General features: G+C 33.8%; 18 protein-coding genes. 9 read left to right on the forward strand and 9 right to left on the reverse strand.

The genetic code is table 11. The features are described from left to right. Positions 1-44 precede the first annotated feature (44 nt). Complete coding sequence (locus ASE21_RS18585) at positions 45-482, reverse strand: META domain-containing protein (RefSeq protein ID WP_057124213.1); 438 nt, start codon at positions 480-482, stop codon at positions 45-47. A 277-nt stretch (positions 483-759) separates the two neighbouring features. On the opposite strand from ASE21_RS18585, the gene ASE21_RS18590 reads away from it, so the two are divergent. Both ASE21_RS18590 and ASE21_RS18595 read left to right on the forward strand, forming a co-directional pair. Beyond that, positions 760-2,163 carry an aminopeptidase P N-terminal domain-containing protein gene (locus ASE21_RS18590; protein WP_057124214.1) on the forward strand — a complete coding sequence of 468 codons (1,404 nt, stop codon included), beginning with the start codon at positions 760-762 and terminating at the stop codon, positions 2,161-2,163. A gap of 187 nt (positions 2,164-2,350) precedes the next feature. Then, positions 2,351-3,310: a quinone oxidoreductase family protein gene (locus ASE21_RS18595; protein ID WP_057124215.1), complete on the forward strand. Its 960-nt coding sequence runs from the start codon at positions 2,351-2,353 to the stop codon at positions 3,308-3,310. A gap of 136 nt (positions 3,311-3,446) precedes the next feature. On the opposite strand, the gene ASE21_RS18600 is transcribed toward ASE21_RS18595, so the two are convergent. From ASE21_RS18600 to ASE21_RS18610, 3 genes are all read right to left on the reverse strand, one after another. Further along, positions 3,447-4,481 carry a hypothetical protein gene (locus ASE21_RS18600; RefSeq protein WP_128414724.1) on the reverse strand — a complete coding sequence of 345 codons (1,035 nt, stop codon included), beginning with the start codon at positions 4,479-4,481 and terminating at the stop codon, positions 3,447-3,449. A 97-nt stretch (positions 4,482-4,578) separates the two neighbouring features. Next, the gene (locus tag ASE21_RS18605) at positions 4,579-5,667 is read right to left on the reverse strand and encodes a hypothetical protein (RefSeq protein ID WP_057124370.1); all 1,089 of its coding nucleotides are present in this window, start codon (positions 5,665-5,667) and stop codon (positions 4,579-4,581) included. A 78-nt stretch (positions 5,668-5,745) separates the two neighbouring features. Beyond that, entirely contained in the window at positions 5,746-7,305 is a 1,560-nt protein-coding gene (locus ASE21_RS18610; RefSeq protein WP_057124217.1) for an NAD(P)/FAD-dependent oxidoreductase, read from the reverse strand. 312 nt (positions 7,306-7,617) lie between these two features. On the opposite strand from ASE21_RS18610, the gene ASE21_RS18615 reads away from it, so the two are divergent. Next, entirely contained in the window at positions 7,618-7,857 is a 240-nt protein-coding gene (locus ASE21_RS18615; RefSeq protein WP_057124218.1) for a hypothetical protein, read from the forward strand. 108 nt (positions 7,858-7,965) lie between these two features. Here the strand turns inward: ASE21_RS18615 and recQ are convergent, their stop codons facing one another. Next, on the reverse strand, positions 7,966-10,161 hold the full coding sequence (recQ, locus tag ASE21_RS18620; protein WP_057124219.1) for a DNA helicase RecQ: 2,196 nt from the start codon (positions 10,159-10,161) through the stop codon (positions 7,966-7,968). Positions 10,162-10,249: 88 nt separating this feature from the next. On the opposite strand from recQ, the gene ASE21_RS18625 reads away from it, so the two are divergent. The 4 genes from ASE21_RS18625 to lptB all read left to right on the forward strand — a co-directional run bounded on the left by ASE21_RS18625 (position 10,250) and on the right by lptB (position 13,324). Beyond that, positions 10,250-11,215, forward strand: coding sequence for an SIS domain-containing protein (locus ASE21_RS18625; protein WP_057124371.1), 966 nt, complete (start codon positions 10,250-10,252; stop codon positions 11,213-11,215). Beyond that, the gene (gene tatC / locus ASE21_RS18630) at positions 11,215-12,030 is read left to right on the forward strand and encodes a twin-arginine translocase subunit TatC (RefSeq protein WP_057124220.1); all 816 of its coding nucleotides are present in this window, start codon (positions 11,215-11,217) and stop codon (positions 12,028-12,030) included. Before ASE21_RS18625 ends, tatC begins: the two co-directional genes overlap by 1 nt. Beyond that, on the forward strand, positions 12,023-12,373 hold the full coding sequence (locus ASE21_RS18635; RefSeq protein WP_057124221.1) for a carboxymuconolactone decarboxylase family protein: 351 nt from the start codon (positions 12,023-12,025) through the stop codon (positions 12,371-12,373). Before tatC ends, ASE21_RS18635 begins: the two co-directional genes overlap by 8 nt. A 210-nt stretch (positions 12,374-12,583) precedes the next feature. Continuing rightward, positions 12,584-13,324: an LPS export ABC transporter ATP-binding protein gene (gene lptB / locus ASE21_RS18640; protein WP_053470913.1), complete on the forward strand. Its 741-nt coding sequence runs from the start codon at positions 12,584-12,586 to the stop codon at positions 13,322-13,324. 65 nt (positions 13,325-13,389) lie between these two features. Here the strand turns inward: lptB and ASE21_RS18645 are convergent, their stop codons facing one another. Continuing rightward, complete coding sequence (locus ASE21_RS18645) at positions 13,390-14,241, reverse strand: glycoside hydrolase family 25 protein (RefSeq protein WP_057124222.1); 852 nt, start codon at positions 14,239-14,241, stop codon at positions 13,390-13,392. A 10-nt stretch (positions 14,242-14,251) separates the two neighbouring features. Then, positions 14,252-14,962: a CDP-alcohol phosphatidyltransferase family protein gene (locus ASE21_RS18650; RefSeq protein WP_057124223.1), complete on the reverse strand. Its 711-nt coding sequence runs from the start codon at positions 14,960-14,962 to the stop codon at positions 14,252-14,254. Positions 14,963-15,249: 287 nt separating this feature from the next. On the opposite strand from ASE21_RS18650, the gene ASE21_RS18655 reads away from it, so the two are divergent. Next, positions 15,250-16,233 (forward strand): PorV/PorQ family protein, encoded by a 984-nt coding sequence (locus ASE21_RS18655; RefSeq protein WP_057124372.1) that lies wholly within the window; start codon positions 15,250-15,252, stop codon positions 16,231-16,233. Between the two features lie 37 nt (positions 16,234-16,270). Beyond that, a complete protein-coding gene (locus ASE21_RS18660) occupies positions 16,271-17,410 on the forward strand; it encodes a DUF4105 domain-containing protein (RefSeq protein WP_057124224.1) in 1,140 nt (379 codons plus the stop codon). Between the two features lie 2 nt (positions 17,411-17,412). Here the strand turns inward: ASE21_RS18660 and ASE21_RS18665 are convergent, their stop codons facing one another. Together ASE21_RS18665 and ASE21_RS18670 are read right to left on the reverse strand one after the other, a co-directional pair. Then, the gene (locus ASE21_RS18665; RefSeq protein WP_057124225.1) at positions 17,413-18,804 is read right to left on the reverse strand and encodes a sugar transferase; all 1,392 of its coding nucleotides are present in this window, start codon (positions 18,802-18,804) and stop codon (positions 17,413-17,415) included. A 54-nt stretch (positions 18,805-18,858) separates the two neighbouring features. Next, entirely contained in the window at positions 18,859-20,205 is a 1,347-nt protein-coding gene (locus tag ASE21_RS18670; RefSeq protein ID WP_057124226.1) for an O-antigen ligase family protein, read from the reverse strand. Positions 20,206-20,212: the final 7 nt, after the last annotated feature.

The raw sequence follows: 20,212 nt of genomic DNA on the forward strand, positions 1-20,212 counted from the left end.
CCCTTTTTTTATAAGGCAGGACTTTATCAAAGTTGAACCTAAAATTATTGTTTCGCTACTTTTTTAAATCGCATCATTGGCACATCGCCCTGAATTAAATTTAATTTTCCGTCTTTGTCTACAGAATAGCTTGTTATTTTTTTCATTTGCTGTAAAAACTGCTGTTCTCCCCCGCCTTCACAAAACATCATTGTTGCTGGTCCAGGCTCACCAAAAGTTAAAGAATTTCCTTTTAAAGTATATGGCGCGCTGTATCCGTTACATCCGCTGTTACCATACACTTTTGTTTCTTTCTGATCAAAAGTAATTTGCGGTTTTTTATTTGGATACAAACCTTCAAACGCAATTCTTGGTCCTGAGATATATTCTAATTCCCATGTTGTATCATAAATATTGGCCGTGCTTTTATTTTCTTTTGATGCCATACATGAAGCTAGTAATAAGGTTAAAACTGAAACGACTGCAATTGTATATTTTTTCATAAAATTTGTTTTTAATTAATATTTATTTTTCAGGATAAGTTGTTTTCTATAAATATCCTCTTCTCAATATTCGTGCCTTGCTTTAGGTTCTTATTAAAATTTACTATTAAAAAAACCTGCCCGTTTTATTATTAAAACCGCAATTTCTTATCTCTAAGTTACATTATTTTGATTAAAAAACTACAAATCAAATATTTAAATTAAAACTTAAGCTTGCATTTTTTTTGTAATTTGCAAGGATCAAAAAACAAAAAATCATCAATAAAAAACCAAAAAAATGAAGCAGTTTCTTTTATTTTTTGCCATCTTCATGAGTGCTCTTCAAATTCAGGCACAAGAAAACCTTCCAACAGATTATCTTTCTAAAGAATTTCACAAAGGACGCCGCGAAGCTTTTAGGAATTTAATGCCGGCTAATTCTGTAGCCGTAATTTTTTCTTATCCGGAAAAAGTATTTTCAAAAGACATCAATTACAACTATCACGCAAATCCTGATATGTATTATCTGGCAGGTTATAAAGAACCTGATGCCATTTTATTGCTTTTTAAAGAAGAACAAGGAACAGAAAAATACAATGAAGTTCTTTTTGTGAGAGAAAAAAACGCTGCAAGAGAAATGTGGACCGGAAGACGTTTGGGAATTGAAGGCGCAAAATCTAAATTGGGTTTTACTACGGTTTACAACGGAAAAGATTTTGCAAATTTTCCAATTGATTTTAAAAAATTCGATAAAATAATTTATGACAAAATACCAACTGATGTTACCGTAAATAATAACACAGATAATCTTTACGCATTAATTCAAAGTTTTAAAACAAAAGCAGAAATCACTAAGGAAAATGAAGCTTCTAATAACTTGTTTACCAATATAACCAATTCTCTTCGCGAAATAAAAACTCCTGAAGAAATGGAATTAATGCGCAAAACTGTAAAACTTTCCTGTGTTGCCCATAATGAAGTAATGAAGGCTGTTGGGCCTGATATGAGCGAAAATGAAGCTGACGGAATTCACATGTATATTCACCGAAAATACGGTGCCGAAGACGAAGGTTATCCGCCAATTGTTGGTGCGGGCGCAAACGGATGTATTTTACATTATGGAGAAAACAACGCGGCCAAAATCGACAATCAATTATTATTAATGGATGTTGGTTCTGAATATCATGGCTATTCTGCAGACGTTACCAGAACAATTCCGGCAAATGGAAAATTTACCGAAGAACAAAAAGCAATTTATCAAATCGTTTACGAAGCTCAGGAAGAAGTTTTTAAACTTTGTAAAGAAGGAACACCAATTCAGGACTTAACCAAAAGATCGAAAGAAGTCGTTGCTGCAGGATTAATCAAATTAGGAATTATTACAGATCCTAAAGATGCCAGAATTTATTATCCGCACGGTTGTTCTCATTTTCTTGGTTTAGACGTTCACGACAAAGGAAATTACATGGGAACTTTAAAGGAAAACATGATCCTGACTGTTGAACCGGGAATCTATATTCCGGCAAACAGTAAATGCGATAAAAAATGGTGGAATATTGGCGTCCGTATCGAAGACGACATTTTAATAAAAAAAGATTCATATGAAAATCTTTCAGCAGAATCACCAAGAAAATGGCAGGAAATTGAAGCTTTGGCCAAACAAAAAAGCACTTTTAATGAAATGAAATTTCCTAAAATATAATTTTTATTTTTCAGCCACAGATTTAAAGGATTTATACAGATTATATTTAGTTTTCAACATAAAAAATCTTTTTAATCCTTTAAATCTTTGGCTAAATAAAAACCAATTAAAAGCCTCATTTAACTTTTTAAGTGAGGCTTTTTTCTGGGAATTTTCCCGAACTTTGTTTCCTAAATTAATTTAAAAAATGAAAGCACTTACTTTCTCTACTTTTGGAGATTCTGATGTTCTGGAATATATAGAAATCCCAAATCCGCAATTAAAAAGCGATGAAATCTTAATCGAAATGAAAGCTATCGGATTAAACTTTGCCGATGTTTACAGACGAAAGGGAAATTATCATTTAAAAGGAAATCCGCCTTTTATAGCAGGTTACGAAGGCGCAGGAATTGTAGTTGATGCCAATAATCATCCGGAATATAAAGTGGGAGATCGTGTGGCTTTCGCCGATGCCCCTTTTGCCAATGCAGAGTTAGTTGCCGTAAATGTAAATCATGTTTTGCCGCTGCCGGAAGCTATTTCTTTTGAAACTGCAGCTGCCATATTATTACAAGGTTTAACAGCACATTATTTAGCCACAGACAGCCATAAAACGCAAAAAGGCGAAACAGTTTTAATTCATGCCGTTGCGGGCGGAGTTGGCCAGACGTTAACACAAATCAGTAAGTTATTAGGCGCAAAAGTTATCGGACTGACTTCTTCTGCAGATAAAGCAAAAGTGGCTTTTGAACAAGGCGCTGATCACGTTTTATTATACAATGAAGATTGGAAAACAGCACTTTTAAAAATTGCTCCCAAAGGCGTTGATGTCGTTTATGACAGTATCGGCAGCACTTTAAAAGACAGTTTCGAAGTCACAAAAGAATGCGGACAGGTTGTTTTCTTCGGAATGGCAGGCGGAGATCCCGAACCTGTAGATCCAAGAATGTTAATGGACGGTTCTAAAACCCTAACCGGCGGAGATTTGTGGAGTTATTTAAATTCTAAAGAAGAAAGAATTAAAAGAGCCAACCAATTATTTGACTGGATTATCGAAGGAAAAATTAAACTTTCAACTCCAACTTCTTTCAAATTATCAGAAGGAAAACAAGCGCACGATTATCTGGAAAGTCGAAAAAGCACCGGAAAAATTATTCTAATTCCGTAAAAACATCAGGGCGTGCCACCAATAAAAAAAGGGGCTGACTATGCAAACCGCTTAGCCGCCCCTTTTTTTACTGCTGTCGGGCTATCCGCACTACTTCGGTAGTTTGCTCCTATCCCTCACGCAGCATCTGTACTTTTTATAACTGATAGATTTTAATTTTAATCAATTCAGACAATTTTAAAATTCTGCCAACATCTTCTTTATGAGCAGCAAAAAAAAGATAATCGTCTCCTCCCGTTTCATAAGTCATTAATTCTAAACCCAGCTTTCCTAATGCTGATTGAATATAAGGGAATAAATCATGACTGTAGGTTTCTTCCGGATATTCGAAATTAAGTTCCTGACCTATTATTTCAGAAATAAAATACTCTGCATCTTCCGGATCAAATTTCCAGTCGCTGTGCCAATAATTAGTACTGTCAAGTAAAAAATCAAAATCTCCATCATACAGAACATCATAAAATGGTGCTTCAATTTTATAATCGAAAAGTATTCTGGATTGTCTTTTAAGTTCTTTATTGCTGATATTTCCTCTGGTAGTCAATTTTAAAAATTCTTCGAAATTCTGCAGTAATTCAACTTCTCTTTTTTGTTTCAAAATAGTAGTTGGAAGCTCAATGTTTTCTGGAATTGTAATTTGTAAAAAGCTGCATATTTTTTCCAAGACAAATGCAAGCACTTCCAATTTAGAATTATCAACTTCATTTAAATCTAAATATGCTGAATCTAAGAGATCTTGTATATAAAGAAAATCATACCTAAAATCCTGTAATATTCTAAAATCATTTATTTCAACACTCTTATTCGTTTTGCAAAAGAATATAAAAAAATTATAGACACTGGCCTTATTGCTATTTATTTTCGAATAGTATTCTTTTAGATATTCATCTGGTTTTTTATAATATTGAACGCGAATAAAATGATACTCAAGCCGATCTGTCTTTTCATTAAGATTCAGTTTTTTATAAATTTCATTTCGAATATTATGCATTTCTGAAGATCCGCTTTGATCAGTATCATTTTGAGAATCTAAAAACAAATCCGGAAATTTATATGCATTTAAAGAAATTCCATCAGGCGCATTTTCTTCGGTAATTTCAATTGTAGATATTTTTGCCAGTTTATCATAAACTAACTGTAGAATGGAAAGAGAAATTATAGAATTTTTCATTTGAATAATAATTGTACCTAACAATTTAATTTACTTGATATAATAAATTATTCAAAAGTAATATTTTATTTACAAAAAGTCTATTTTCTTGATAGTATTAGAGCTGATTGATCTCAATTTTTGTCAATTCAGATAATTCTAAAATCCGGTCAACATCACCTTTATGGGCAACAAAAAAAAGATAATTATCTCCGTAAGTATCGTAAGTCATCAACTCCAAATCTCGTTTTTCTAATGCCGATTGTATATAAGGAAACAAATCATGACTGTAAGTTTCTTCCGGATAATCGAAAGCAAAATCTTCCCCAATTAAATTAGAAATAAAATATTCTGCATCTTCCGGATCAAATTTCCAGTCGTTGTTCCATGCGTCTATACTCTCAAAAAAAGCAAAATGGCCTTCGATCTTTTCGTGATATTCTTTGGTTTCTTTTTGAAAATTCTTAAATAACTTTTTTGATTGTTTTTTAAGTTCTTTTTCTTCAATATTGCCTCTTGAAACCAATTGTATAAATTCTTCAAAAACGGCTTCTGTTACTTCTTCGCTTTCCAGTAAATTTTCTGCAGACGGGAGTTCAACTGTTTCCGGGATTTCAATATCTAAATACTGGCAGATTCCCTGCAAAACGATTTTAAAATCTTTAATTCCTATTTCCTGAGTTTCATTCTTTGGATTGCTTAAATCAAGAGGTTCTGTATCTAATAAACCTTTGGTATAATCTAAAAAATGTCCGCTGGAATACAAAATCCTGAAATCATTTGTTTCAAGACTGTTTGTGGCGCAAAAGAAAATCACAAAATTATTTAGTACACGTTTGAAATATTGTTTTACTTCTGAACCTGGTGCAGAATAAAATTGAATATGAATAAAATCATATTCTAATCTATCCTGCATATTTTCTTCTGAAATTGGTCCGATATTGATCTTTTTGTAAAGTGCATTCAAAACTTCATACGAATTATTAAAACCGGCTTTTTTGATTTCTGCCTGCGCTTCATCATGATCAAACGAACCCGGAAAATAAAATAAATTAACCGTGACGCTGTCCTGAATTCCTTTTACTTTAAATTCAAAACTGCCTTGTACATTGTATAAATGAGAATAAATAGGATCAATAACATCAAAAGAAATTATTGATTTTGGATCGTTGTTTTTGTTAAATAAATTCGAGAAGAAATTTTTCATGGCGTTTAAATAGTGTTGCATGTGGTATCTCTAAATTAATAAGAAATACAGACATACAATATACTTTTCGCCGTAAAATTATTTCAAAGATTCAGCAATCATCAAAGCGCATTTTTCGCCGTCAATGGCAGCAGAAATAATTCCGCCTGCATAACCTGCTCCTTCTCCACACGGATATAAACCTTTTATCTGCAAATGTTCCAGAGTTAAAGGATCTCTTGGAATACGAACCGGAGACGAAGTTCTGCTCTCGGGCGCGTGCAATATGGCTTCATTGGTTAAATAACCGCGCATCGATTTTCCAAATTCTTTAAAACCTTCACGCAAAATCTGCGATAAAAATCCCGGAAAAACCTGTCCCATTTCTACAGAAGTCGTTCCCGGAACATAAGATGTTTTCGGAATATCTGCAGAAACTTTATTTTGAGTAAAATCGACCATTCGCTGTGCCGGAACTTTTTGAGTTTGTCCCGCCAGATGCCAGGCTTTTTGTTCGATGCTTTTTTGAAATTCCATTCCGGCCAAAGCACCAAATTTTGCAAAAGGTTTAAAATCTTCTAATTTCAATTCAATTACAATTCCGGAATTGGCTGTTGCCTGATCACGTTTCGATGGCGACCAGCCGTTTGTAACTACTTCTCCCGGACTTGTTGCACAAGGCGCAATTACACCGCCCGGACACATGCAGAAAGAATACATTCCGCGGCCATTTACTTGTTTTACAATAGAATACGGCGCTGGAGGTAAATATTCTCCGCGATAATCGCAGCTGTACTGAATGCTGTCAATTAGTTCCTGCGAATGTTCTGCACGAACTCCCAAAGCAAAAGGTTTTGCTTCGATTAAAATTTTCTTTTTATCCAGCAACTCAAAAATATCACGTGCGGAATGTCCCGTTGCCAAAATCAATTTGTTCGATAAAATCTTATCCCCATTTTGCGTTACGATTCCTTCAACTTCATTGTTTTTCACCAAAATATCGGTAACTCTGGTATCAAATAAAACCTGACCGCCAAACTCAATTATTTTGTTCCGAATGTCTTCAATAATTTTCGGAAGTTTATTAGTTCCAATGTGCGGATGCGCTTCTACCAAAATATCATCAGAAGCTCCAAAAGCAACTAATAATTCTAAAATTCTGGTTACATCGCCTCGTTTTTTAGAACGTGTATATAATTTTCCGTCAGAATAAGTTCCGGCTCCGCCTTCTCCAAAACAGTAATTAGAATCTTCGTTTACGATATGTTCCCTGTTAATTGCTTTTAAATCGCGTCGGCGTCCGCGAACGTCTTTTCCTCGTTCGAGTACAATTGGCTTTAAGCCTGATTCAATTAATTGTAAAGCAGCAAAAAGTCCGGCTGGCCCTGCTCCAACCACAATAACTTCTTGTGCAGCAGAAACATCTTTATAATTTGGAAGTTGAATTTTACTTTCCTGAAAAGGTTCTCCTTGTAAAAAGATCAGAACTTTCAAGTTGATTTTAATCGCTTTTTGACGTGCATCAATAGAGCGTTTTAAAATCGAAACATGCTGAATTTCTTTTGGAGAAACTTTAATCTGCTTAGACAAATAGTCTTTTAGCAATGATTCGTTTGCAGCAATTTCTGGGGTTACTTGAAGTAAAAGTTCTTTAGGCATTTTTTTGTATTTATTCTATTAGCTTTTCTTTCTATGAAAAGAAGATGCAAAAGTACTATTTTGAAATGAGATTTTATCTTTGCAGCAAAATTTGCACGCAGATCACACAAATTACAGCAGATTTTAGAGATTTTCAGCATAAAGGATATAGTAGAGGCGCACTGCACTGCATCTCCGTAACGAATAGCTGTAATGGGTTAGACGCACTGCAGTGCGCCTCTACAGAAAAAACTTAGAACCTTAGTATCTTAGAATCTCAGAACCTAAAAAAACCTTGTACCTTTGTACTAAGAACCTTTGTACCTATAAATAATGTCCAGAAAAATAAAATTAATTTGGGATTTTCGAGGCCCGGCTGCTGCAAAAACTGCAGAACATCATGAAATTCACTTAAAAGAATTTATCGCAATCGAAAAATTACCTTTAAACATTACCGGATTTAAAATCGTAAACGATATGCACGCCACAGCTTTTATGGTTGTAACCGATGAAAATATGATTCAGGTAAGAGATGCTTTGAAACCGCATCGAGGGGAATTATATGAAGGATAAATTCCAAATTTTAAATTCCAAGGTTGGGAAATATTTTAAAAACAAATTCCAAATTCCAATTTACTTTTCAGTTTGGAATTTGGAATTTAATATTATTGGGATTTAACGTTAATTCGCTACTTCACTGATAAACTTAATTCGCATTAAACGTAATTCATCAATATCGTAATCGCCGTCGAACTCTTTTAAAGCATCTTCGATTTTATCCGATTCTGATTCCATGAAATAATCGTGAATCTCTTCCTGCTGATCATCATCTAAAATATCATCAAGCCAATATTTGATATTTAATTTAGTACCGGAATAAACAATTTGTTCCATCTCCTTAATTAAAGTATCCATAGTTAAGCCTTTCGCAGAAGCAATATCACTTAACGGAAGCTTTCTGTCAATATTTTGAATGATATATAATTTGTTGGCAGAATTTACTCCTGTGGATTTTACAACTAAATCGTCCGGACGAATAATATCGTTATCTTCAACATATCGACTGATGAGCGTAACAAATTCGCCGCCGTATTTTTTAGCTTTTCCTTCACCAACTCCATGAATATTGTATAATTCAGTCAGCGAAATTGGATATTTTAAAGCCATATCTTCAAGTGAAGGATCCTGAAAAACAACAAATGGAGGAACTCCCAGTTTTTTGGCCACTTTTTTACGAAGTTCGCGCAGCATTCCCATTAAAACTTCATCTGCAGTTCCTGATGATTTTGATGATGCAACGATTGCCTCATCATCAGCTTCACTATATTCATGATCTTCAGACATCATAAATGAAACCGGGTTTTTGATAAAATCCAAACCTTCTTCGGTAATTTTTATTACACCGTATGTTTCAATATCTTTTGATAAATATCCTGTAACCAAAACCTGTCTTAACAATGCCATCCAGTATTTTTCGTCGTGACTAGATCCTGAACCAAAGTAAGACTGTGTATCTGTTTTATGCGCCTTAATAACCGCATTTATACGGCCGATTAATGTAAAAACAATTTCTTTTGATTTATAAATATGTTTGGTATCCCTGACAATTTCGAGCAATTTAACCACCTGATCTTTGGCCTCAACTTTATGTTTAGGATTACGAACGTTGTCATCCATATCTGCACCTTCGCCGGTTTCGCTGTCAAATTCTTCTCCAAAATAATGCAGCAGAAATTTTCTGCGTGACATTGAGGTTTCGGCATAAGCTACAACTTCCTGCAAGAGCGCAAAACCAATTTCCTGTTCAGCAACTGGTTTTCCTGACATAAATTTTTCAAGCTTTTCAACATCTTTATAAGAGTAATAAGCAAGACAATGACCTTCGCCTCCATCTCGGCCGGCGCGACCTGTTTCCTGATAGTAGCTTTCGAGTGATTTTGGAATATCATGGTGAATTACAAAGCGAACATCTGGTTTATCGATTCCCATTCCGAAAGCAATAGTGGCTACAACCACTTCCACATCTTCCATCAAAAACATATCCTGATGCTTTGCGCGTGTCTTAGCATCTAAACCTGCATGATACGGCACAGCGCTGATTCCGTTTACCTGCAAAACTTCTGCAATCGACTCTACTTTTTTACGGCTTAAGCAATAAATAATTCCGGATTTGCCTTTATGCTGTTTGATAAAGCGAATAATATCCGATTCGATATTTTTCGTTTTAGTACGTACTTCGTAATATAAATTTGGTCTGTTAAACGATGCCTTAAAAGTACTGGCATCAGACATGTCCAAATTCTTTAAAATATCCTCCTGAACTTTTGGTGTTGCAGTAGCGGTAAGACCAATAATGGGTACTTTACCTAATTGTTTAATAATATTTCTAAGATTTCTGTATTCCGGCCTAAAATCATGACCCCATTCTGAAATACAGTGCGCCTCATCGATCGCAACAAATGAAATGGGTACACTTTGTAAAAAGGCTACATATTCTTCTTTTGTTAAAGATTCGGGAGCAACATATAAGAGTTTAGTTAATCCTGAACTGATGTCTTTTTTTACTTGTGCAATTTCTGTTTTGGTAAGAGAGGAATTCAACACATGTGCAATTCCGTTTTCTGATGAAAGGCTTCGAATCGCATCTACCTGATTTTTCATCAAAGCTATTAAAGGAGAAACAACAATAGCCGTTCCTTCCTGAATTAAAGCGGGCAATTGATAACAAAGAGACTTACCGCCGCCCGTAGGCATAATTACGAAAGTATTCTTTTTATCTAAAATACTCGTAATGACTTGCTCCTGCAAGCCTTTAAATTGGCTAAAGCCGAAATACTTCTTTAATTCCTTGTGTATTTCAATTTCGTTTGAATTCATTCTTTATTTAAATGGATATTTTTGTATAAATTTGCAACACATAAAGATACAACTTTCTTTTATACATACAAATTTTAAATATTCTGTTTTGATCTCAAAAGAAAATATACTGGCAATCGCCAAAAAAACCATACTCTCTGAAAGTGAAGCAATTACAAAGTTAATTGATTTTCTGGACGAAAATTTCTTCGAAGCAACTCAACGTATTTACGAAACTAAAGGCCGATTAATCGTTACCGGAATAGGAAAAAGTGCAATAATCGCTCAAAAAATGGTCGCTACTTTTAACTCTACCGGAACACCATCAATGTTTCTGCACGCTGCAGAAGCTATTCATGGTGATTTGGGAATGATACAAAGTGACGATATTATTATTTGCATTTCAAAAAGCGGCAACAGTCCGGAAATTAAGGTTCTGGTTCCATTATTGAAACGTTTTGGAAATACCTTAATTGCTATTACCGGAAATATTACTTCGTTTTTAGCAAAAGGTTCTGATTACGTTTTAAATACAACTGTAGATACAGAAGCCTGCCCTATAAATTTAGCCCCGACCAACAGCACTACAGCGCAGTTGGTTATGGGAGATGCCCTTGCCGTTTGTTTAATGGAAATGCGTGATTTTAAACCCGAAGATTTTGCAGTTTACCATCCGGGAGGAGCTTTAGGAAAAAAGCTTTTACTTCGTGTAAAAGACATGATCGAGCATTCGTTAAAACCTGCTGTTACTCCGGAAACCTCTATTAAAAAGGCAATTTTCGAGATTTCCGAAAAGAGATTAGGGGTGACTGCAGTGATTGAAGACAATAAAATTATCGGAATTATTACGGATGGAGACATCCGAAGAATGCTAAACGACGTAGATACTATTGCGGACTTAACTGCAAGAGATATTATGTCTAAAAATCCTAAAGTAGTTTCTTCAGAAACTATGGCAGTTGACGCATTAAATATTTTAGAAGATTTTTCTATTACACAGCTTATCGTAGCTGACAACGGCGAGTACAAAGGAGTATTACATTTACATGACATTTTAAAAGAAGGAATCGTATAATGGCAAAGAAAAACCTTGGCGAGATGTCATTTTTGGATCATCTTGAAGAATTAAGATGGTTATTAGTTAGAAGTACAGCGGCAACATGCATTATGGCATTTGTAACTTATTTTATTAGTGATTATTTGTTTGACAAAATCATTTTAGGCCCAACAAGACCTACATTTTTTACTTATGTCTGGTTTTGTGATTTATCCCATCAATTGGGTTTTGCAGATAGTATTTGTATTACAGAACTGAATTTTATTATTCAGAATACTGAAATGGAAGGTCAGGTAAATATTTTTGTCTGGATGTGTCTTTTAGCAGGATTCATCTTGAGTTTTCCTTATATTTTATGGGAAATATGGAAATTTATCAGTCCGGCACTTTATGAAAAAGAAAGAAAAAATGCCAAAGTATTCATATTTGTGTCTTCACTGCTTTTCTTTTTAGGAGTATTGTTTGGATACTTTGTTGTAATCCCAATGTCGGTAAACTTCGTTGCCACTTTCTCTGTAAGTGATGTTGTAAAAAACCAGTTTACACTTGATTCATATATGGGAATGGTAAAAACAAGTATTCTTGGAAGTGCCATATTTTTTGAGTTACCCATCGCTATTTATTTCTTAACCAAATTAGGGCTCGTGACTCCTGTATTTTTAAGGAAATATTGGAAATATGCCGTCATAATTATTCTAATCATTGCTGCAATCGTAACTCCGCCAGATGTGGTGAGCCAGACCATTGTAGCTATCCCAATGTTAATTATCTACGAAGTAAGTATTCTGATTTCGAAGGTTGTTTATAAAAATAAATTAAAAGAAAATGTCTGAATTAATTCAAGAATTTAACGACTATCGTTCTAAAATGAACGAAAAATTACTCGCTGACAACAACAAAATTGTAAAGCGAATTTTTAACCTGGACACGAATGCATACGCTGAAGGAGCTCTTGATGTAAAAACAAAAGAACTTTTAGGTTTAGTTGCTTCTACAGTTTTACGCTGCGATGACTGTGTAAAATACCATTTAGAAACAAGTTACAAGGAAGGTGTTTCTAAAGAAGAAATGATGGAAGCAATGGGAATTGCAACTCTTGTTGGAGGAACAATCGTAATTCCGCATTTAAGGAGAGCATACGAATTCTGGGAAGCTTTAGAAGAAGCCGGGAAGTAATTAGAAAATATGTCAATTAGATAATTGGGGAATTTCTTGAAATGCTCTAATTATTTAATTTTTAACCATAAATTCCAAATTTTAAAACGCAATAATTTGTTAATTGATTCATTGGATTGATTATTTTACATTTATTTTGCTTTCAAATTGAATTTGAGCTAGTTTTTCATTTATCTCATTTTCAAATTATCTAATTATCTAATTAAAAAAATGAAGCTAAGAGCCGATAATTTAATAAAAACATACAAAGGACGAAGTGTTGTAAAAGGAATTTCTGTTGAAGTAAACCAGGGAGAAATCGTTGGACTTTTAGGTCCAAACGGTGCCGGAAAAACAACTTCTTTCTATATGATCGTAGGATTGGTAAAACCAAACTCAGGAAACATATATCTTGATGATTTAAATATTACTGATTATCCTATGTACAAACGTGCACAGCAAGGAATTGGTTATCTGGCACAGGAAGCATCTGTTTTTAGAAAATTGAGTATTGAAGATAATATTTTAAGCGTTTTACAATTGACTAAACTTTCTAAAGAAGAGCAGATTGCAAAAATGGAAAGTTTAATTGAAGAATTCAGTTTAGAACATATTAGAACTAACCGCGGGGATTTACTTTCGGGTGGAGAACGCCGTCGTACTGAAATTGCACGTGCTCTGGCTACAGATCCAAAATTTATTTTGTTAGATGAGCCTTTTGCCGGAGTTGACCCGGTTGCGGTTGAAGATATTCAGAGAATTGTAGCACAGTTAAAAAATAAAAACATCGGAATTCTAATTACCGATCACAACGTTCAGGAAACCTTAGCGATTACAGACAAAACATACTTAATGTTTGAAGGAGGAATCCTGAAAGCGGGAGTTCCGGAAGAATTAGTTGAAGATGAAATGGTTCGCCGCGTTTATCTTGGACAAAATTTCGAGCTCCGTAAAAAGAAACTGGAATTTTAATTTAAGTATTCAGTCTCAGTTTTCAATCTCAGCAAAACTGAAAACCGAAAACTGAGACTGTAAACTTATTCAACAGTAATAAACTGCAGCTGTTCTATATCTCCATTGTAAATATTTACATCTACACGATGCTCTATTCCGGGCAGAGAAGCTTTTTCTGTAAACTGCCAAAACAGCCAGTCATCTTCAATTTTTTCTCTGTAGAAGTTATAATTGGCTATCCAAAATAAATATTCTCCAAATTCTTCTTTTAAGAAATCAGAATAATATCTTTCACCTGAATAAATTATCGGGCGTACCTGATAATGTTTTTCAACTTTGGTCAGCCAGCGCTTTAAACCTTTTTTCAAACTATCCAAAGGCTGATTTTTAGGTAATTTTTCAATATCCAAAACCGGAGGAAGATCTCCTTTTTGCAGTTTTACAGTTTTTATAAAAAGATCTGCCTGCTCTATCGAATTTTCGTTTGGACGATAATAATGATAAGCGCCGCGCATGATTTTATTTTCTTTTGCTCCTGCCCAATTTCGCTTAAACTGACTGTCAACACGATCGTTTCCGGCCGTTGCGCGAATAAATACAAATTGTACCGGATATTTTTCTTCGAGAATTTCAACTTCTTCCCAATCGACTTTTCCCTGAAACTCAGAAACGTCAATTCCAATCACTTTTCCTTTATGATTTTCGAGAACCTGAATGTTTCGAACATCAGAAAGATGTTTATCTACGGCATCTTCTTCTAAAACCTTTTCTGTTTTAAAGCCGAGATAGTAAGCTAATCCTCTGCGATAATGATAAATTACTGCAAAGAAAAGCAAAGCCAGAAAAGAAAAAATTATAAAACGGATTACTTTACTTAATAAAGATCGCTCAGGTTTTCGGGAATAAGAAGTTCGTCGTGTCGTTTTTCTTGCCATTCGGATAAAACTACTTTTTCAAAAACAAATTATTTACGATTGATAACAACACATAAAAAATGATAATTAGAGGAACGGCTCCAAAATGAAATAACAAAAGCAAAACGAAAGAAATAAGCAAAAACACAATTTGTAATGCATTGTCTTTCACATTAAACTTTTTAACTTTTAAAGCAAAAAGCGGAATTTCAGCATTTAAAATATAAGCACTGCATAAAGTAATTGCCAATAAAACATACTGATTGGTTAAGATTTCAAGAAGCAGTAAAGAATCTGAAAATTGTAAAACTAACGGAAGACTCAAAATAAAAAGGGAATTTGCCGGAGTTGGCAGTCCAATAAATGAATCTGTCTGACGTGTATCAATATTAAAATTGGCCAAACGATAACAAGAACCCAGAGTTACGATAAATCCTAAAAATGGGATAAAAGCGTTTGTGCCTAATTCATGTGCGCTGTTTGTAAATAAGCTGTACATTACATAACCGGGCGCAACTCCGCTGGTTACCATATCTGCCAGCGAATCCAGCTGTAAACCAAGCGGACTTGAAACTTTGAACAATCTGGCGAAAAAACCATCAAAAAAATCAAAAAAGATTCCCAAACTAACCATATAAAAAGCCATTTCGTAATTAGCCTGAGAAATAAAAACTATTGCAACGCAGCCGCAAAAAAGATTAATCAATGTAATTAAATTCGGAATGTGCTTTTTGATATTCATGTTTTGGTTTTGATAAAATTTGAATGACAAATTTCGTTTAAAAATTCAATTAAACCACACTAAAATAAAACTAATATTAAACTAAGCAAAACATGGTTTTAAACTTTCGCAATATTTATCAAAAGGAAGAAATTAGATAGGTAAAATATTCTATTTTTGATAAAAATTTAAAAACAGGTTATATCCTGCAAAAAACTAACTTCTTGAAAAAACTTTTTGCGTTTTTATTATTTTGGAGTTTTACTTCGCAATATGCCCAAACCGTTCGTAAATATTCGAATGAGTTTATGAATATTGGCGTTGATGCCGCTGCGTTAGGAATGTCGAGTGCCGTTACTGCATCAACAAATGATGTAAATGCAGTTTACTGGAATCCGGCAGGTTTAACCCATCTGGAAGATCATCAGCTTTCGCTGATGCATGCCAGTTATTTTGCCAATATTGCGCAATATGATTTTATAGGTTATGCAAGTCCAATTGATGACCGAAGTGCATGGGGAATCTCGATGATTCGCTTTGGAGTCGATGACATTATGGACACAACGCAGTTAATCGACAGCCAGGGAAATATTGATTACAATAGAATTCGGTTATTTTCTACGGCTGATTACGGTTTTACTTTTTCATACGCAAGAAAACTTCCTGTCGAAGGATTTCAATATGGTATAAACGCCAAAATCATTAGACGCGTTATTGGAAAATTTGCCAATTCCTGGGGGTTTGGTTTTGATGTCGGACTTCAGTTTGAGCACAATGACTGGAAATTCGGATTGATGCTTCGTGATATTACGACAACTTATAATGTCTGGAATATTGATGAAGAAGAATATGCAAAAATTGCAAATGCAATTCCGGGAGAAAATAATGAACTACCAGAAAGTACTGAAATTACCCTGCCAAAAGCACAATTCGGTGTTTCTAAAAAGTTTGAATTTCATGATGATTACAGCCTTTTGGCAGCCGGAAATTTAAATATGCGTTTTGAGCAGACAAATGATATTATTTCGTCTAAAGTTGTGAGTATAGATCCGGCGATTGGTTTTGAGTTTGGCTACACCGACCTTGTTTTTTTAAGAGCCGGGGCCGGAAATTTTCAGAATGTCATGCAGCTGGACAATACCGAGAAATTAAGTTTTCAACCCAACATTGGTCTTGGTTTTAAATACAAAGGCATTCAGGTTGATTATGCTTTAACTGATTTGGGAAACCAAAGTGCTGCTTTGTATTCGAATATTTTTTCGATAAAAGTAGATTTGGGTATTTTTAGATAACAATTACAAAACTGTTAGACTTCTTAAAGTTTAAATTATGAAAAAAGTCCTTTTACAAAAAACACTTTTTAGTTTATTATTATTACTAAGTTTTACAATTGGTTTCAGCCAAAATGTTCCTTTATCAAAATATGCTAAAATAAGCGTGATTACCTGCGGATTAGGAAATGAAACGTATTCTTATTTTGGGCACACTGCTATTCGTGTTAAAGATCCTTTAAATAACCTTGATGTGGTTTACAATTATGGTGCTTTTGATTTTAGTACACCCAATTTTGTTGCCAAATTTGCAAAAGGCGACCTGCAGTATTTTGTGGTTGTACATGAGTTTGCAGATTTCATAAATGATTACACTTATGAAAAAAGAAGTGTTTTTGAGCAGGAATTGATTCTTTCGCAAGACTTAAAACAAAAGCTTTTTGATAAATTAAATACTGTTTTATTATCAGAAGAGCGTTATTATACTTATAAGTTTATTGACAAAAACTGCACATCGATGGTTGTTGATGTTGTCAATTCGACTTTAGGAGGAAATGTAATTGTAAAGAAAGAAGATGCTGATAAAACTTATCGTTCTGTTTTGTTTCCTTATTTTAAAGGACATTTTTACGATCAACTCGGAACGAGTATTATTTTTGGAACAAAAGTAGATCAACCGGCAACCCGGATTTTTCTGCCTTTTGAGTTAAAAAACAGTTTAGATGAAACTACTTTTGAGGGGCATCTTCTGGCAGGAAAAAGTAAAACCCTTTTAAGTTTTCAAAAAGAAACTCCAATATCCTGGTGGAATAATATCTACACTTATTTATTTATTCTGGGATTTGTAGTTTTAGCACACAACAAAATTGTAGACAAAATCTATCTTGTAATTTTATCTTTTATGGGAATCTTTTTTGTTTCTGTTGGATTTTATTCTTTTCATCAGGAACTGGCAATGAATTATAATGTCTTATTATTTAGTCCGCTTTTATTAATCCTGATTGTATTTTCGGTTTTAAAAAATAAAAAATGGACTTACAGGTTTGCCGTTTTACACTTACTATTTTTACTTGTGTATACTATTTTTATTATCAACAAAGCACATTTTTTCATTATGCTTCCAATGATTATTACGAGTGGCTTTGTTTTAGTAAGAGCTGCCATACGAAACGCAAAACCAATTCCTATAATAATTTAAAATTATTGTCCGCGGTAAAACAGCACAGTCGTAATGGTTTTAAACGTAATACTTAAATCCAAAAAAACACTTCTGTGTTTGATGTAATAAAGATCGTATTGCAATTTTACTAAACTTTCGTCTATTGATTCTCCATACGAATAGTTCACCTGAGCCCAGCCGGTAAGTCCGGGTTTTATAACATGACGCGTTTCATAAAAAGGCATTATTCTGGCAATTTCTTCAACAAAAAATGGCCTTTCGGGTCTTGGCCCTATTACAGCCATATCTCCTTTTAAAACATTATAGAATTGAGGCAGTTCGTCTATTCTTGATTTACGCATAAATTTCCCAAACGGAGTTATTCTTTTATCATTTTGAACTGCAAATACGGCACCGTTTGTTTCAGAAGCTTTAATCATGGTTCTGAATTTGTATATTTTAAAAATATTCCCGTTTTTCCCTACTCTGTCTTGTGTATAAAACAAACTCCCTTTGTTTCCAAGAAGATTACCAATGGAAATAAACGGAATAAAAATTACACAAATCAATAAACCGGTAAATGAGAACAGCAATTCTAAAAAGCGAATTAAAAACAGATACAATTTATTATTATTACTTCGGCTGAAAGGAAAAAAACGATAAAAATCGCGGGCTATATAATGTACCGGAATACGTTGTGTTTTACTTTCGTAAACCTGAGTATATTCTCTAATAATATTACCCGATTCTAATAAGTGAAGTAATTGCTGATATAAGTCTGCTGTAATTCCATCTGTTTTTTGAGAAGCAATTACAATTTCTGAAACACTGTTTTGGATTACAAAATCTTCCAGTTCGCTTTTAGCAATTTCTTTAACATAATAAACCGCTTTTGATGCAGAAACGGAATCAGAGTTAACGAATCCGATGATTTTATAATGCGGATCTACACTTTCGAGACCCAGCACTAAGTCTTCCACCTGATCCTGATCGCATATCAAAACCACATTTTGTGAAAATCGTTGAGATGCTAAAAAAACGGCATAAAAGAAACGCCATAAAAGAACTGTAAAAAGTAAAGTGAGATAAAAAATCAATATTACCAATCGCTGCTTTGGAAGTCCTGGTGATAAAACCGGTGTAAGAAGGTATGCTAAAACCGTTGTAGACACTGTTAGTACAACACTTCTGAGCGTTTGAAACTGGTTACTTGCAATCTGGAGATTATACATTTCGAAAATTGTTCCAAAAATGTATAAATACCCAACAAGAATTATTGGTCTATAAATAGTCGCTATTTCAAAAGCGAAATAGTGGTCATTAAAAAGGACATTTAAGAAATATAATGCAGACAAAACAAAAACTGCATCAAAAGCAAAAAGTAAAACTTTCCGTTCTGAAATTTCAAAATGCATTTTATTACTTGAACGCATGTTTATGTAGGTTTAGGGCTTAAACTTAAAGCAAATGTATTATAAAAAACCAAACTAATCCACTGGATTATTTGTTTTTCCAGGAAATTTAACCTGCACTGAAAGAAGTGTCAGTGCATATACAAAAGCAGGGGCAGCAATTCGCATCGCAGCATGGTTTATAGTAAGCAGCCAAAAAATAAAAAAGGAAAAGAAATATAAGTGCTGTCTATTGTTAATGTAAGTCACCAATGGAACGACAATTAAAATTAAAAATCCAAAAATACCAAACAAACCATGTTCACTTAACATACGGGATATTTCATTATGAGCAGCAACTGACTGCCCTAATGCTTCTCTTCGAATATCTTTTCCCATTCCTGCACCAATTCCTAAAATTGGGTTATCAAGAAATAATTTTAAATCTGCATCAATAATAGCTTCCCTTCCTCCTAAGCGATCACTTTTATCTCTTCCTTTTGCGTCTTTATTTGCATATCTTTTTTCAATAAGTCCTCTGGTCTGAAGTGAGGTATAGCTCCAAATTCCAACCCCAAGAAAACCCACGAGCAATAAAATTAAACCAACCTTGCTTTTTCCTTTTCTATTAGATACATAATACAATAAAAACAATAAAAAAATAATCATTGCTACTCCTGATATAACACCTCCTCTTGAAAAAGTTGCTATTCCTCTGTAGCTCACAAATATTAATAAAGCTCCATTTAAAAACATTTCACTTTTTAATTTTGAAGATAAGACCAATTGTGAAAAGAAAATAAACATTCCGAGCCCTAAAATTGTTGAAACCTGATTGGGTCCAAATCCCCCGGAGGTTTCGAAATTAGACTGTGTTCCTGTTACAACGTCTTTTACACTCGGATTGTATAAAAATAAATAGACTACAGTTGTAATTATCGGCAAGCCCATTATCGTTATAACTTTTTGTAAATCAGGAAACAATATTCGTCTTTTTAAGGTATAAATAGATGCAATTGCTAAACAGACAGGTCCTGACAAGTTAAACACTAAAGCTTTTCTAATATCTGTATTTAAATTTTCACTTGCATTTGTAACTAAAACACCTGGAATTAACAACAACAAAAAGAATAAATAGATTGATGCATTTACTGAAAAGTTGCTGTAAATCATTCCTGTCAGCATAAAAAATATGACCAGTACCTTGACATATTCGTTATTAAAATTTCCTCCAGTCATTCTTAAGAAAACCTCAACACCCACTAAATATGCAGTGACGAAAAGAACCTCATTGTTTTTATTTTTATTCTTTACAATTAATAAAAATCCTAAAACCGGTATAATAAGTCCGTAAATTTTTGATAAAAAAGGCACCGCAAAAATCGCTAAAGCAATTACAGCATGAATGAAGACAAGGTAATTATATGATAATGTTTTTTTCATGACTAAA

It is taken from the genome of Flavobacterium sp. Root901 (assembly GCF_001429765.1).
Classification (GTDB): domain Bacteria; phylum Bacteroidota; class Bacteroidia; order Flavobacteriales; family Flavobacteriaceae; genus Flavobacterium.